This is a genomic window from Embleya sp. AB8 (genome assembly GCF_049739465.1).
GTDB lineage: Bacteria > Actinomycetota > Actinomycetes > Streptomycetales > Streptomycetaceae > Embleya.
Genome location: NZ_JBMHHY010000001.1, coordinates 259,478 through 274,822, shown reverse-complemented (window position 1 = coordinate 274,822; position 15,345 = coordinate 259,478). Strand labels below are relative to the sequence as shown.

Here is a 15,345-nt window from a genome sequence, read left to right as displayed (position 1 = left end):
CGAGACGGTCGGGCCCTTCGCCGTGACCGGGCCTCAGCGCAGCCGCAGATCCGCCTGGACCGGCAGGTGGTCGCTGGTCGTGCTGCCCAGCACCTTCGCGCCGGTGGCGGTCATCCCGCGCGTCATGATGTGGTCGATCGCCGCCATCGGGAACGACTCGGGCCAGCTGAAGCCCATCCCGGTGCCCGCCGCGTCCTGGCTGTCGCGCAGGTAGCGGGTGATCGGGCGCAGCGCCCGGTCGTCGGTGGTCCCGTTCAGGTCGCCGGCCAGCACCACGTGCGGCGCCGACTCGACGGCGAGCGACTGGGCGAGCCGGCCGATCGTGTGATTGCGGTCGCCGACCGAGAACCCGCTCGCGCCGAAGCGCACCGACGCCAGGTGCACCGCGTAGAACGCCACGTCGCCCTTGGGCGACTTGATCATCGTGCGCAGCGCCCGGGTGAAGCCCATCCCGACGTCGACCGCCTCGGCCTTGCTCATCGGGAAGGCGGGCAGCGTCCAGACCGCGACGGTGCCCTCGTGCTGCACGTTGGGGTAGCGCTCCTTGAGCACCGAGTTGTAGAGCTTCCAGGCGCCCTCGGGCAGTTCCTCCAGGGCGATCACGTCCGCGTTTGCGTTCAGCAGCGAGCGGGCGGTGCCGGCCGGGTCGGGGTTGCCCGCGTTCACGTTGTGGCTGACCACCCGCAGGTCGTGCGGGCCGCCGCCGCCCCGGCCGGGCATGAAGAAGCCGCCGAACATGGTCACCCAGACCAGCACCGGCAACATGGTCGCGGCCACCGCGGTCCACGAGCGGCGGATCCCCGCGCAGACCAGCAGCACCGGGACGACCAGACCCGCCCAGGGCAGGAAGGTCTCCACGAAGCTGCCCCAGTTGCCCGGGGTGTTGGGCACGAGCCCGTGGCAGAGCATCGGGAGGGTGGCCAACACGGCGAAGACCGCGATCACCCGGCCCCGGCGCCACGGCGGGGTGCGCCAGCGCCGGATCGCGCCGTCGCGCAGGCGTTGCCACGACATCCGTGACCCTCGCTGCGGATCCCCGGCGCCGGCCGGCTGCGGCTCGGCTCCGGCGTCCGCGGTGGTGGGCCACGTCATGCTGCCTCCTGAAGTCCCAGGTACGAGTCCCGACTGTCCGACTGTCCGTGTCAACGTACGAACAAAACGTCGCCTACGTCGAAACGGACGCCGGAAAGGGCCCGATAGGTTCCCTATGGGCTCAGGAGCGGGCGCGAATTCCACCGAGCAGCGCGTCCACGATCTGGACCGGCAACTCCGGATCCAGGCTGGCGTTCTCCCGTACGAGCTTGCGCACCAGTATGGGCCCCGTGACGAGGTCCATCAGGACGTCGATCGGCAGGTCCGCGAGCAGTTCGCCGGAGTCCACGCCGCGTTGCAGCAGGTCGCGCAGCAGCGCCCGGCGCTTCTCCACGACCACCTCGTGATAGCGCCGGTGCAGTTCCGGATGGCTGCGCATCTCGCCGGCGACCATCCCCATCAGCCCGTCGCCGCGCTTGTCCAGGGCCTGCAGGCGCAGGTGCTCCAGGACCACGATCAGGTCCTCGCGCAACGAGTGGCCCGGGAGCACCGCGGGCAACGCCTCGGCGTCCTCCACCGCGGCCACGATCAGCGCCTCCTTGCCGGGCCAGCGGCGGTAGATGGTGGCCTTGCCCACCCCGGCCTCCTGGGCGACCGCCTCGACGGAGATGGCCGCGATGCTGCGATATCGGCCGAGCAGGCGCAACGTCGCGTCCAGGATCGCCCGTTCGGCTTCCTCGCTGCGCGGTCGACCCCGGCGCGGCTTGTCGGCCGCGCCGGGGTCGACCGGGGTGTGGGTGGTGGGGGCGGCCTGGGGTTCGGCCGCCGATGGGGATGTCGCAGGCTGCATGTCTAGACCTTCGCGGAGCGCTGTTCCTCGGCGGGTACCTCGGGGCGGCCCGCTCGGGGGGCAGTCTGCCCCGCCGCGCGACGCGGCATCCACAGGAAGACCACGACCGCACCGATCAGGCCGACCACGGCCGACCCGATCGAGGCAGCGTGCATCGCGTCGATAAAGCCGTCCTTGGCCGGGTCCACGAGCGCCGTGCCGCGCTCGCCGAGTCGGCCGGCCACCGCGAGCGTCGCCTCGACCGAGTCGCCGGCCGGGCCCTTGGGCATGTTCGGCGGCAGCGTCTTGTCCAGGTCGGCGGAGATCCGGTCCCGGTAGACCGAGGACAGTACCGAACCCAGGATCGCCACGCCGAGCGCGCCGCCGACCTGACGCACGGTGTTGCTGACCGCGGAGCCGGCGCCGGCCTTCTCGCGCGGCAGCGAGGACATGATCGAGTTGGTGGCGGGCGGCATCACGTGCGCCATGCCCAGGCCCTGGAAGAAGAAGACCACACACAGGATCCAGATCGGCGAGGTGCGGTCCATGCCCAGGAAGGCCAGGAAGCTCAGGCCGACCACGAGCATGCCGCCGGTGGTGACCGCGCGCACCCCGAATCGCTTGACCATCCCCGAACTGCGCGCGGAGAACAGCAGTTGCGCGATCGCCAGCGGGAGCAGCAGCAGGCCGGTCTGCAGCGGGGTGTAGCCGCGCACGCTCTGCAGGTAGAAGGCCATGAAGAAGGTCACGCCCAGGAGCGCGAAGAAGATCAGGCCGATCGCGGCCGCCGCGGCGGAGAAGGCCGGGTCGCGGAAGAACTTCACATCCAGCGCGGGGTGGTCGCTGCGCTTCTCGAACCAGATGAAGAAGCCCAGGATCAGCAGGCCGAGCACGATCGTGCCGAGCACCTCGACGCTGCCCCAGCCCGCGTCGCCGCCGCGGATGATGCCGTAGACCAGCGAGACCAGGCCCGCGATGGACAGTACGACGCCGACCGGGTCCAGCCGGCCCGGCCGCGGGTCGCGCGAGTCGGGCACCAGGAGCAACATCGCCACGATGCCGACGATCACTATCGGTACGTTGATCAGGAAGACCGAGCCCCACCAGAAGTGGTCGAGCAGCGCGCCGCCGGTGATCGGGCCGATCGCGATCGCCAGGCCCACCGCGCCGGACCAGATGCCGATCGCCTTGGGCCGCTCCTGGGGTTCGAACACGTTGCTGATGATGGACAGCGTGGCGGGCATCACGAACGCCCCGCCGAAGCCCATCACCGCGCGCGCCGCGATCAGTTGCCCGGGACTTTGCGAGTAGGCGGACAACAACGACGCGAGGCCGAAGATCACCATGCCGAAGACCAGCGTGCGCTTGCGGCCGAAGCGGTCGCCCAGGATGCCGGCGGTGAACAGCAGGCCGGCGAAGACCAGCGTGTAGGAGTTGATCGCCCACTGGAGCTCGCTCTGGGTCGCGCCCAGGCCCTTGTCCGGGTCGGCGATGGTCTTGATCGCCACGTTGAGGATCGAGTTGTCGAGCACGACGACCAGCAGGCTGATCACCAGGACGCCGAGGATGGCCCAGCGCCGGCGGTGTATGTGCTCGTCGACCGTGCGCACCGGGGGAACGTTCGCTGAAGTCACGGGTGTGGCTCGTTTCATACGACGCTTGAGAACTGTGCGATACGTCGTACAGGCTAACCCAATTTACGAAACGAGACCGTCTCGTATTGCAAAGCCTCGGCAAACGCGGCCCGCTCCGAACACCCGGAATCCGGCGCCGGGCTCCCCTGTTGTCCTGTTGCGGCGCGTGTCACCATGGCGTTGTCCGGGGACGCCGTCCGAGCGCCTCGAGTCGGGAGAACACCATGTCGAGCAACACTTCCGCGCACCCGATAGCCGCTGCCGGCGAGGGCCCGGGGCTGACTCTCTACGGCGGCGACGGGACCGGGCGCCGGGTCACCGTGCGCGACCTGGCCCGCGCCAAGCAGGCGGGCGAGCGGTGGCCGATGCTCACCGCCTACGACGCGATGATCGCCTCCGTATTCGACGACGCGGGCATCCCGGTGCTCCTGGTCGGCGACTCGGCGGGCAACAACCACCTCGGCTACGAGAACACCGTGCCGGTCACCATGGACCAGCTGGTGATGCTCGCGGGCGCGGTCGTGCGCGGCACCAGGCGCGCGCTGATCGTGGCCGACCTGCCGTTCGGCGCGTATCAGGAGTCCCCCGAGCAGGCGCTGCGCAACGGCACCCGCTTCCTCAAGGAGGCGGGCGTGGGCGCGGTCAAGCTCGAGGGCGGGCAGCGCTCCGCGCATCAGGTCGAGGCGCTGGTCGCGGCCGGTGTCCCGGTGATGGCCCACCTCGGGCTGACCCCGCAGTCCGTGCACACCTTCGGCGGCTACCGGGTGCAGGGTCGGGACGAGGAAAGCGCCGAGCAACTGATCGCGGACGCCAAGACGATGCAGGCCGCGGGCGCGTTCGCGGTGGTCCTGGAGTGTGTGCCGGAGGAGTTGGCCGCGCGTGTGACCGACCTCCTGGAGATCCCCACCATCGGCATCGGCGCGGGCGCGCGCTGTGACGCGCAGGTGTTGGTGTGGACCGACATGGCCGGCATGACCACCGGTCACACGCCCAAGTTCGTCAAGCAGTACGTCGACCTGCGCGGCGCGCTCGGCGACGCGGCCAAGGCGTTCGCGGGCGACGTGGTCGGCGGCGCCTACCCGGGCCCGGAGCACGCGTTCCACTGACGTCACGGCGGGGCCGTACGATCGAACTCCCGGTCGTACGGCCCCTTTCGCGCCTCAGGAGCAGTTCGTGACGCACCCCTACCGAGACTTCGGCCGCCGCCCCGCGGCCGGCTCGCTGCGCCACGTGCGCCCGAGCCCGGTCTTCCTCGCCATCGTCGCGGTCTGCGCCGCGTCGACCTGGTACACCTGGCACGACGACGGCAGTTCCGAGGCGGCCACCCGTACCGGGGTGTTCCTCCTGGTCATGTCGGGCTGGCTGGTGTCGTTGTGCCTGCACGAGTTCGCGCACGCGTTCGCCGCGCTGCGCTCGGGCGACCACAGTGTGGTGGGCAAGGGCTATCTGACCCTGGACCCGCTCAAGTACAGCGATCCGCTGTTGTCCTTCATCCTGCCGACGATCTTCGTGCTGCTCGGCGGCATCCCGCTCAGCGGCGGCGCGGTCTACCTGGACCGCTCGGCGATTCGCGGCCGGGCCCGGAACAGCCTGGTGTCCGCGGTCGGACCGCTGACCAACGCGGCGCTGGCGATCGTGCTCGCCGGGCTGCTGTCCTCCGGTGCGCTGGACGGGGGCAGTGCGACGTTCACGGCCGCGCTGTCCTTCCTGATCCAGCTCCAGGTGATCGCGGCGGTGCTCAACCTGCTGCCGGTGCCCGGCCTGGACGGCTACGGGATCCTGGAACCCTGGCTGCCGTACGACTTCCGCAGGGCGATCGCGCCGTACGCGCCCTACGCGATCCTGTTCCTGTTCGCGCTGTTGTGGTCGCCGTCGGTCAACCACTACTTCTACGACGTGATCGACCACATCACCGACACGCTGGACGTGTCGCCGTATCTGGCCGGCGACGGCTACCGGCTGTTCCGCTTCTGGACCTGAGCGGCCCGAGGAGCCGAGGGACCCGGCGCTCGGGCGGGCGCCGGGCCGCGCTCACGCGCGTTTCGCGGTCGGCAGGTCCAGCGACACGCACACCCCGCGCCACACGTCCCTGGCCTCGACGCCCGCGGCCAGCGCCTCGTGCACGGTGCGCCCGCCCAGTTCGGACATCACGTGGTCGCGGGCGAAGGACTCGGCGTACGAGTCGCCGAAGTGGGCGCGCATGCGTCGCCAGAAGTCGGTGAGTCCCATGCGACCAGTATCCCGGTCCGACCGACCGCTCCCCCCGATGCCCGCCGGTCGACCGAGGCGAATGTCGGGGCCACCCGGCACCATGGATAGTCATGCCCCACGACGACACCGCCTCGGCCCTCGCCGGCTTCTCCCCCGCCACCCGGGAGTGGTTCACCGGCGCCTTCCACACGCCCACCCGGGCCCAGGAGGGTGCCTGGCGGGCGATCGCCGAGGGCAAGGACGCGCTGGTGGTCGCGCCCACCGGATCCGGCAAGACGCTCGCGGCGTTCCTGTCCGCACTCGACCGGCTCGCCGCCGAACCGGTGCCGGCCGAACCGCGCCGGCGCTGTCGCGTGTTGTACATCTCACCGCTCAAGGCGCTCGCGGTCGACATCGAGCGCAACCTGCGCGGCCCGCTCGCCGGCATCCGGCAGGCGTCGGTGCGGCTGGGCCTGCCCGAGCCCGAGGTCACCGTGGGGGTGCGCTCCGGGGACACCCCGGCGGCCGATCGGCGCCGCTTCGCCACGAAGCCGCCGGACATCCTGATCACCACCCCCGAGTCGTTGTTCCTGCTGCTGACCTCGCAGGCCCGCGAGGCACTGCGCGGGGTGGACACGGTGATCGTGGACGAGGTGCACGCGGTCGCCGGCACCAAGCGCGGCGCGCATCTGGCGCTGAGCCTGGAGCGGCTGGACGAACTCCTGGAGCGGCCCGCCCGCCGGATCGGCCTCTCGGCGACGGTGCGGCCGGTCGACGAGGTGGCCCGCTGGTTGCGCTCCACCGGCGAGGTCACCGTGGTCCAGCCGCCGGCCGCCAAGACGTTCGAGCTCTCGGTCGTGGTCCCGGTCGAGGACATGGGCGAACTCGGCACCGGCACCGGCGACTTCGACGAGGCCGGCAACGAGCGCAAGGCCTCGGTGTGGCCGCACGTCGAGGAGCGCATCGTCGACCTGATCCAGGCGCACCGCTCGACCATCGTGTTCGCCAACTCGCGCCGCCTGGCCGAGCGGCTGTGCGGCCGGCTCAACGAGATCGCCTACGCGCGGGCCGGCGGCGAGGAACTGCCCGAGGGCACCTCGCCGGCCGAGCTGATGGCCCAGGCGGGCAGCAGCAGGGGCGCCCCCGCGCTGCTCGCCCGCGCCCACCACGGCTCGGTGTCCAAGGAGCAGCGGGCCCAGGTCGAGGAGGACCTCAAGGCCGGCCGGCTGCCCGCCGTGGTGGCCACCTCCAGTCTGGAGTTGGGCATCGACATGGGCGCGGTCGACCTGGTCGTCCAGGTCGAGTCGCCGCCCTCGGTGGCGTCCGGGCTGCAGCGGGTGGGCCGGGCCGGGCACCAGGTGGGCGCGGTCTCCAAAGGCGTGGTCTTCCCCAAGTTCCGCGGCGACCTGGTGCAGACCGCCGTGGTCACCGAGCGGATGCGCGAGGGTGCGATCGAGTCGGTGCGCGGGCCGCGCAATCCACTGGACGTGCTGGCCCAGCAGATCGTCTCGATCGTGTCGATCGAGGACCGCGACGTGGACGCGCTGCTCGCGCTGATCCGTCGGGCCGCGCCGTTCACCGCGCTGCCCGCGTCCGCCTACGAGGCGACGCTGGACATGCTGGCCGGCCGCTACCCCTCGGACGCGTTCGCCGAGTTGCGCCCGCGGATCGTGTGGGACCGGGTGGGCGGCGTGTTGTCCGCCCGGCCCGGCGCACAGCGGCTCGCGGTCACCTCCGGCGGCACCATCCCCGACCGCGGGCTGTTCGGCGTGTTCCTGGTCTCCGGCGAGGCCAAGTCGCGAGTCGGCGAGTTGGACGAGGAGATGGTCTACGAGTCGCGGGTGGGCGACGTGTTCACGCTGGGCACCTCGTCGTGGCGGATCGAGGACATCACCCACGACAAGGTGCTCGTCTCGCCCGCCCCCGGGGTGCCGGGCAAGCTGCCGTTCTGGCACGGCGACGCGCTCGGCCGGCCGGTGGAACTGGGCCGCGCGCTGGGCGCGTTCGTCCGCGAGGTGGGCGCACTGTCCGCGGACGAGGCACGTGCGCGGGTCGCCGCCGCGGGGTTGGATCCCTGGGCGGTGGACAACCTGCTGGGCTATCTGGGCGAGCAACGCGAGGCGTGCGGGCACATCCCGGACGACCGGACCATCGTGGTCGAGCGGTTCCGCGACGAGCTGGGCGACTGGCGGGTGGTGGTGCATTCGCCGTTCGGCGCACAGGTGCACGCGCCCTGGGCGCTGGCCATCTCGGCTCGGCTGCGCGAGCGGACCGGCCTCGACGTACAGACGATGCACGGCGACGACGGGATCGTACTGCGGCTCCCGGACACGGGCGACCCGTTCGGGGATGCCCCGGAGGATCTGGCGGCCGGCGCGCTGCCGCCGGACTTCGCGGTGTTCGAGGAGGCCGAGATCGAACCGCTGGTGACCGCCGAGGTGGGCGGCTCGGCGCTGTTCGCGTCCCGCTTCCGCGAATGCGCGGCCCGGGCGCTGTTGTTGCCGCGCCGGATGCCCGGGCGGCGCACGCCACTGTGGCAGCAGCGCCAACGCTCGGCCCAACTGCTCGCGGTGGCCAGTGAGTACGGCTCGTTCCCGATCGTGTTGGAGACGATGCGGGAGTGCCTCCAGGACGTGTTCGACGTCCCCGGGCTGACCGGCCTGATGCGCGACATCGCCACCCGGGCGGTGCGGATCGTCGAGGTGACCACCACCGAGCCGTCCCCGTTCGCCCGCTCGCTGCTGTTCGGCTACGTCGCGCAGTTCATGTACGAGGGCGACTCGCCGCTCGCCGAGCGCCGGGCGGCGGCACTCGCGCTTGACTCCCGGCTGCTGGCCGAACTGCTCGGTCAGGCCGAGTTGCGCGAACTGCTCGACCCGGACGTACTGGCCCGGACCGAGGGCGAGTTGCAACGGCTGGCCGAGGATCGGCGGGTACGCGACGCCGAGGGGGTTGCGGATCTGCTGCGGCTGCTCGGACCGCTGGGCACGGCCGAGGTGGCGGCCCGGTCGACGGACGCGTTTCAGGCAGGGTGGCTGAGCGCACTGGAGCGGGCGCGTCGGGTGATCCGGGTGCGGATCGCGGGCGAGGAGCGCTGGGCCGGCATCGAGGACGCGGGCCGATTGCGCGACGCGCTGGGCACACCGCTGCCGGTCGGCGTCCCGGAGGCGTTCACCGAGCCGGTCAAGGATCCGCTGGGCGATCTGCTGGCCCGGCACGCCCGTACGCACGGACCCTTCCGCGCGGGCGAGGCCGCCGCGCGGCTCGGGCTCGGCGTCGCGGTGACCACCGGCACGCTGGAGCGGCTGGCGGCGAACGGGCAGGTGGTCTCCGGGGAGTTCCGGCCCGGCGGGTCGGGCCTGGAGTGGTGCGGCGCCGAGGTGTTGCGGATGTTGCGCCGGCGCTCGCTCGCGGCGCTGCGGCACGAGGTGGAACCGGTGCCCCCGGTCGCGCTGGCCCGGTTCCTGACCACGTGGCAGGGCGTGGGCGCGAGCGGGGTGCGCGGCCCGGACGCACTGGTCCGGGTGATCGAGCAGTTGCAGGGCGCGAGTGTGCCGGCCTCGGCGCTCGAGAAGCTGGTGCTGCCCTCGCGGGTGGTCGACTACACGCCGGCGATGCTGGACGAGTTGTGCGCGGCGGGCGAGGTGCTCTGGGCCGGACACGGCGCACTGCCCGGCAAGGACGGGTGGCTCTCGCTCTACCTCGCCGACGCGGCGCCCTACCTGCTGCCACCGCCGGTGCCGCTGGACGCGGGTGAGCTGCATCGGGCGATCCTGGCCGCGCTCGCGGGCGGCTACGCGCTGTTCTTCCGGCAGTTGGTCGAACGGGTGGTCACCGATGCGCCGGCGGCCGAGGCGGCGATCGCCGAGGCGTTGTGGGACCTGGTGTGGTCCGGGCAGGTCACCGGCGACACGCTGACCCCACTGCGCGCACTGCTCGGCTCCGGACGCACCTCGGGCTCGACCGCGCACCGGTCCCGGCGGGCCACGCCGCGCGGGCGGTACGCGGGCCTGAGTCGCGGCCGTCCGGTGGTGGCGGCGCGCACCGGGCCGCCGACCGTGGCCGGGCGCTGGTCGCTGGCCCCCGTCGCCGAGCCGGACCCGACCCGGCGCGCCCACGCGCTGGCCGAGACGCTGCTCGATCGACACGGCGTGGTCACCCGCGGTGCGGTGGTCGCCGAGGGCAGCCCCGGCGGCTTCGCGGCGGCCTACAAGGTGCTGAGCGTGTTCGAGGAGGGCGGTCGGGTACGCCGGGGCTACTTCGTGGAGGGCCTGGGCGCCGCCCAGTTCGCCGCCGACGGCGCGGTGGACCGACTGCGCGCGCTGCAGGGCGCGAGCGAGCGCCGGGAGCCGCACGAGTTGCCGGGCGCCGTCGTGCTCGCCGCCGCCGACCCGGCCAACCCCTACGGCGCCGCGCTGGCGTGGCCGGACCGGCCGGGCGAGACCGCGGGCGGCCACCGGCCCGGGCGCAAGGCGGGCGCGCTGGTGATCCTGCTCGACGGCGAGCCGGTGCTCTATGTCGAGCGGGGTGGCCGCACGCTGCTGTCCTGGACCGACGACCCGGACCGGGTCGGCCCGGCGGCCGAGGCGCTGGCCGCCGCGGTGCGCGCGGGGGCGCTGGGCAAGTTGACGGTGGAGAAGGCCGACGGCGCCGAGGTGCTCACCTCCTCGCTCGGCAAGGCGCTGGAGGCGGCCGGGTTCCATGCCACCCCGAAGGGGCTGCGCCTGCGAGGGTGACACCATTTCGTTACACGAGCGCCGGGTGGGCGAAACACCACGGTCATGTACGTCCCGCAGGATCGTGGTCACGGAAGGCGACGCCGGGGACGGTCCCGGCGGAGTCGACCGGCACCACCCGCCCGTGGCGACCCTGCACGCGTCACGGTCGGACGCACCCGGATCCGGCGTCGCGAACGTGTTCCTGGCCACACGCTCGCGACGCCGGTTCCCGTGCCGTGATCACCGCGGCGCCGTGACCCCCGGGGTTCGGCCGCACCGACGGGTCCGGGGGGACTCGGCGGGCCGGCCCCGGGCTCGGTCCGGGGCCGTCGATCGTGTCGGTCCGGCCCGGAAGAATGGGCCCATGCCCGAAGGCGACAGTGTGTACCAGGCGGCCCGGCAACTGCGCGCGGCGCTGGTCGGGCGCCCGTTGACGGTGACCGATTTCCGGGTGCCCCGATTGGCGACGGTGGATCTGACCGGGCGCTCGGTGCTGGCGGTGATCCCGCGCGGCAAACATCTGCTGACCCGGTTCGAGGGCGACCTGACGTTGCACACACACCTGCGGATGGACGGCCGGTGGGAGATCCAGCGCACCGGCGCGGGCCCGCTGCCGCGCCCGTGGCACGGGATCCGGCTGATCCTGGCGAACGCGGCGCACACCGTGGTCGGCATGCGGATGCCGGTGGTCGAACTGCTGCGCACCGCCGACGAGTCGACCGTGGTGGGTCATCTCGGCCCGGACCTGCTCGGCCCGGACTGGCAACCGGCCGAGGCGGCCCGCCGGTTGGCCGCGCGCCCGAACCGGCCGATCGGCGACGCGCTGCTCGATCAGCGCAACCTGGCCGGGATCGGCAACGTCTACCGGGCCGAGCTGTGCTTTCTGCGCGGGGTGCCCCCGTGGACCCCGGTCGCGGCCGCCGGCGACCCGTTGGCCTGGGCGAACCTGGCCCACCGACTTCTGGACGCCAACCGCGACCTGATCGGGCACGTCACCACCGGCGACACCCGCCCGGGGCGGCGCAACTGGGTCTACGGGCGCGGCGGTCGCCCATGCGCCCGCTGCGGCACCCCGATCCGCCGCGCCGACCTCGGCGATCCCCCACGCGTGACCTTCTGGTGCCCGCGCTGCCAGCCGGAGGTCCAGGACGCCGGACGAGCGGGCGGTACGCCGTACCGGACGTGACGCGGTCCGGATCCGGAACGGGGTCCACGGGCGCGCCGTTCGCCCGTGCCCACGCCGCCGGCCGGGAGGACGCCCGGTATCCGCCGCCCGCGCGGCTCGTCGTCTCGGACCCGACCCGGTCCCGGCTCGGCATTGGGTCCACGGCCGCGCCCGGTGGCCCGCCACACGTCTCGGACGAATTGTCGGTGTCACTCGTTCGAAGGACGGCCGTGACCGACGGCGGGGCGGTTCGTCCTACAGGGCATGATCTCGCCTCGGATCCCGCCTGCCCTGGTATTGCCCGTACTGATCCTGGCCGCCGCCGGTTGTACCGCGGTGTCCGGGCCGACTTCGGGGTCGACGGAGCGTCCGTCGGGCCGGGTGACGGTCGAGGCGGCGCCCCGGCCGGAGGCGGAACCGGCGCCCGGCGCGCAGGAGCCCGCGCCGCCGGTCGTCGAATCGGCGGGTGGGTCGGCGGACCCCGAGGCGGTCGAGGGGCCCGGGCCGACCGGGGACGAGCCGACGGCGGATTCCGCGCCGACGACTCGGACCGGACGCCCGCGTCCTCGGGCCGGGGCCGCCGACGGCGGGTGGCACCGGCCGACGCGCACGATCGGGTCCGCCGGATCCGTGGGCGCCATCCTCGCCGACCCGTGCGGCGCACTGGCGGCGGGCGGGGTGTTCCCCGCCGGCAAGCACCGCTGGTGCCGCCCCCGGGCCGGCCTGCGGTGACGCCGATCTCCTTGCCCCGCGCCTTTATTGACTGTTCGTCAGATGGCTCGTACGGTCGGCCCGCTGTGCTCGCCTAGCGCCGGGAGGCCAACCGTGTTTCGTGACGCCCTCGATCTGAGCGGACGAGTCGCCGTGGTCACCGGCGCGGCCTCGGGCATCGGCCGGTCCAGCGCCGAGGTGCTCGCCGAGTTGGGCGCGACCGTGGTCTGCGCGGACATCCACGAGGCCGGCGCCCGGGAGACCGCCCGAACGATCGTGGCCGGCGGCGGCGCCGCGACCGCCGCGACCGTGGACACCTCCAGCGCGGCCCAGGTCGACGCGCTGATCGCAGACGCGGTCGCCGCGCACGGCCGGCTCGACGTGCTCGCCAACATCGCCGGGGTGATGCACCTGAGCACGGTGATCGAGACCGAGGAGGCCGATCTGGACCGGGTCCTCGCGATCAACTTCAAGGGCGTCTTCTTCGGCTGCCGCGCCGCCGCGCGCGTGATGTCCGCGCAGGGCTTCGGCAGCATCGTCAACATGGCCTCCGGCGCGGTGGACACCGCGACCTCCGGCCTGCTCTGCTACGGCGCGGCCAAGGCCGCCGTGGTGCAACTGACCAAGACGCTGGCCACCGAGGTCGGTCCGCGCGGGGTGCGGGTCAACGCGGTCGCGCCGGGCTGGATCGTCACCGGGATGACCGGCCGGCACTGGACCGACGCGGACGGCAACGAGGACGCGGAGCGCAAGGCCGCCGTCACCGCGCCGATGGCCGGGATGTCCCCGCTGCGCACCGTCGGCGAACCCACCGACATCTCCTACGCAGTCGCCTACCTGGCCTCCGACGCCGCCAAGTTCGTCACCGGCCAAATCCTCCGCCCCAACGGCGGCGTCGCAATGCCCTGGTAGCTCGCCCGACCGGACCGGACCGGGGCTAGGGATCCACGGGTCCACAGGTCCCGCGACACCGAAGCCCCGTCCCCGGAACTCGAGAACCGGGGACGGGGCTTCGCAAGCCGTGTCGGCAGGCGCCCACGATGCCGGCCCGCCGGCCCGGCGGCCGGCCGACCCGCGTCGCGAGTCGTCGCACCGTCGTGCCGAGTGGGCAAAACCACACCGGTGGGCGTCGGGTCAGGCGGCCACCACCACGCTCACCGCGTTGTCGGCGGAGATCGGGGCGGCCGACGACCGGTCGTTGTTCTGGCGTTCCGCGGCGGCGCGCTCGTTCGGGGTGAAGCCGGCACCGACCGGCTCCAGGACCGGACGCATCGCCTCTGCCGAGGCCAGCTCGGCGAGCGCCAGCTCGTCGCTGACCTCTCGCATGAGCACGGACATGCGTACGTCCAGCGCGTCGCAGATCGCGGCGAGCAGTTCGGACGAGGCTTCCTTTTGGCCGCGCTCGACCTCGGACAGATAGCCAAGGGATACCCGGGCTGAGGACGACACCTCGCGCAGGGTGCGACCCTGACGCTGGCGCTGGCGCCGCAGCACGTCACCCAGCAGGCGACGGAGCAGGATCATCGGTCGCTCCCTCCTAGGGCGGCTCGGGGGGTCACAGCCCCACCGTACCTGCCCGACCGCGCGGGCGGGCCCGCCTTACCGTCCTGTTCACTCAGGGCGTGGAACCTTGACGGCGGGGGTGTCCAGGGTCCATGGGGTTTCCGGCGCACTCCCGCCTCGATTCGCAGCACGTCGTTGCACAGCCTTCCGCGTGTCCCGCGCCTTCCCGACCAAAGTTCGCTCCCCGGCCGGCCGGCGCGCCCGGTCACCCCGTACACGCCGGGTCCTGCTCGGCCGGCAGGCCCGCCACCACGCACCGGAGCAGGTCCAGCGCGCGGACCGTGGTCATCTCCCGAATCCTGGCCCGACTGCCCGAGAACAGCAGCGAAAGCACGATTGTTCCCTCGGGACCGGCCACCGCGATGTATACGGTGCCCACGGGCTTGCCGTCCTGGGGGTCCGGACCGGCGACCCCCGTCGTGGCCACCCCGTAGGTACCCGACATGACGCGCCGCACACCCTCGGCCATCCCGGCCGCCACGTCCGGGTGAACCGCGCCCTCGGCGGCGAGCAGTTCGCCGTCCACGCCGAGCACCGCGGCCTTGAGGTCGGTGGCATACGCGGTGACCGAGCCGCGCACGACCGCGGACGCGCCGGGTACGGCGGTCAGTTCGGCGGCGATCAGGCCGCCGGTGAGCGACTCGGCCACCGCGACGGTGGCACCTTGCTCGCGCAGCAGGGTCAGCACGACGCCGGCGAGCGTGTCGCCCGCCTCGCCGTACACACAACCGCCGAGCAGTTCGCGGGCCCGTTCGGCGGCGGCGGCCACCTCGGCCGCGCCACCGGGGGCGGTCGCGGTGAGCTTGACCCGGGTCTGCCCGGCGGTGGCGAGGTAGGCGACCTCGACCCGGCCGGCGTGCGCCAGTTCCCGCTCGAGCGGTTCGAGCATCGCGGCGATCACGCCCTCGCCGACCGAGGCGGTGAGCAGTTGGCGCTGGGCGCGGATCGGCGGATCGCCCGCGCGGCGCAGCAGGTCGGGCAGTACCCGCTCCTCGGTCATCGCGAGCATCTCGTGCGGCGGGCCGGGCACCGCGTAGACCGGCACGTCGCCGATGGTGAGCGCGAAGCCGGGCGCGCTGCCGTTCGCGTTGGGCAGACTGCGGCCGCCCTCGGGAACGTCCGCCTGTTGCAGGCCGAGTGCGGTCAGCGTGCGGTTCAGGCCCCGGTAGCGGCGGCGCAGCCAGTCCTCCAGATCCGGGTCGCGGCGCAGCGCCACCCCGGCCACCGCGGCGATCGCCTCGCGGGTGCGGTCGTCGGAGGTGGGGCCGAGGCCACCGGAGACGAGCACCGCGTCGGCGCGCCGCACGGCCTGGGTCAGTACGTCGATCATCTCGTCGAGGCCGTCGCCCACCGTGGACACGCCGGTGACCCGCAGGCCGGCGGCGGTGAGCCGACGGCCGAGGGTGACCGCGTTCGTGTTCGCCACGTCGCCGACGAGCAACTCGTCGCCCACCGCGACCAGTTCGATCTTCAATTCGCGCATGGCACCGCTCCCCCCGTGGT

Annotated in this window: 12 protein-coding genes; 6 read left to right on the top strand and 6 right to left on the bottom strand. The window is 73.1% G+C overall.

The features are described 5' to 3' along the window. Nucleotides 1-33: 33 nt before the first annotated feature. From ABIA38_RS01125 to ABIA38_RS01115, 3 genes are all read right to left on the bottom strand, one after another. Nucleotides 34-1,092: an endonuclease/exonuclease/phosphatase family protein gene (locus tag ABIA38_RS01125; RefSeq protein WP_424636427.1), complete on the bottom strand. Its 1,059-nt coding sequence runs from the start codon at nt 1,090-1,092 to the stop codon at nt 34-36. Nucleotides 1,093-1,213: 121 nt separating this feature from the next. After that, the gene (locus ABIA38_RS01120; RefSeq protein ID WP_424636426.1) at nt 1,214-1,882 is read right to left on the bottom strand and encodes a TetR/AcrR family transcriptional regulator; all 669 of its coding nucleotides are present in this window, start codon (nt 1,880-1,882) and stop codon (nt 1,214-1,216) included. A gap of 2 nt (nt 1,883-1,884) precedes the next feature. Next, nucleotides 1,885-3,513 (bottom strand): MFS transporter, encoded by a 1,629-nt coding sequence (locus tag ABIA38_RS01115; protein WP_424636425.1) that lies wholly within the window; start codon nt 3,511-3,513, stop codon nt 1,885-1,887. 206 nt (nt 3,514-3,719) lie between these two features. Here ABIA38_RS01115 and panB point away from each other — a divergent pair, with 206 nt between their 5' ends. Both panB and ABIA38_RS01105 read left to right on the top strand, forming a co-directional pair. Further along, nucleotides 3,720-4,601 carry a 3-methyl-2-oxobutanoate hydroxymethyltransferase gene (gene panB / locus ABIA38_RS01110; protein ID WP_424636424.1) on the top strand — a complete coding sequence of 294 codons (882 nt, stop codon included), beginning with the start codon at nt 3,720-3,722 and terminating at the stop codon, nt 4,599-4,601. A gap of 67 nt (nt 4,602-4,668) precedes the next feature. Next, complete coding sequence (locus tag ABIA38_RS01105) at nt 4,669-5,475, top strand: site-2 protease family protein (RefSeq protein ID WP_424636423.1); 807 nt, start codon at nt 4,669-4,671, stop codon at nt 5,473-5,475. Nucleotides 5,476-5,526: 51 nt separating this feature from the next. On the opposite strand, the gene ABIA38_RS01100 is transcribed toward ABIA38_RS01105, so the two are convergent. Beyond that, nucleotides 5,527-5,724 carry a DUF3046 domain-containing protein gene (locus ABIA38_RS01100; RefSeq protein WP_424636422.1) on the bottom strand — a complete coding sequence of 66 codons (198 nt, stop codon included), beginning with the start codon at nt 5,722-5,724 and terminating at the stop codon, nt 5,527-5,529. Between the two features lie 92 nt (nt 5,725-5,816). On the opposite strand from ABIA38_RS01100, the gene ABIA38_RS01095 reads away from it, so the two are divergent. The 4 genes from ABIA38_RS01095 to ABIA38_RS01080 all read left to right on the top strand — a co-directional run bounded on the left by ABIA38_RS01095 (nt 5,817) and on the right by ABIA38_RS01080 (nt 13,191). Continuing rightward, nucleotides 5,817-10,421, top strand: coding sequence for an ATP-dependent helicase (locus tag ABIA38_RS01095; protein ID WP_424636421.1), 4,605 nt, complete (start codon nt 5,817-5,819; stop codon nt 10,419-10,421). A gap of 346 nt (nt 10,422-10,767) precedes the next feature. Further along, nucleotides 10,768-11,589 carry a DNA-formamidopyrimidine glycosylase family protein gene (locus tag ABIA38_RS01090; protein WP_424636420.1) on the top strand — a complete coding sequence of 274 codons (822 nt, stop codon included), beginning with the start codon at nt 10,768-10,770 and terminating at the stop codon, nt 11,587-11,589. A 243-nt stretch (nt 11,590-11,832) separates the two neighbouring features. Further along, nucleotides 11,833-12,300 (top strand): hypothetical protein, encoded by a 468-nt coding sequence (locus tag ABIA38_RS01085; protein WP_424636419.1) that lies wholly within the window; start codon nt 11,833-11,835, stop codon nt 12,298-12,300. 93 nt (nt 12,301-12,393) lie between these two features. Continuing rightward, nucleotides 12,394-13,191, top strand: coding sequence for an SDR family NAD(P)-dependent oxidoreductase (locus tag ABIA38_RS01080; protein WP_424636418.1), 798 nt, complete (start codon nt 12,394-12,396; stop codon nt 13,189-13,191). A gap of 222 nt (nt 13,192-13,413) precedes the next feature. Here the strand turns inward: ABIA38_RS01080 and ABIA38_RS01075 are convergent, their stop codons facing one another. Together ABIA38_RS01075 and ABIA38_RS01070 are read right to left on the bottom strand one after the other, a co-directional pair. Continuing rightward, complete coding sequence (locus ABIA38_RS01075) at nt 13,414-13,803, bottom strand: helix-turn-helix domain-containing protein (protein ID WP_424636417.1); 390 nt, start codon at nt 13,801-13,803, stop codon at nt 13,414-13,416. A 244-nt stretch (nt 13,804-14,047) separates the two neighbouring features. Further along, entirely contained in the window at nt 14,048-15,325 is a 1,278-nt protein-coding gene (locus ABIA38_RS01070; protein WP_424636416.1) for a CinA family nicotinamide mononucleotide deamidase-related protein, read from the bottom strand. Nucleotides 15,326-15,345 lie beyond the last annotated feature (20 nt).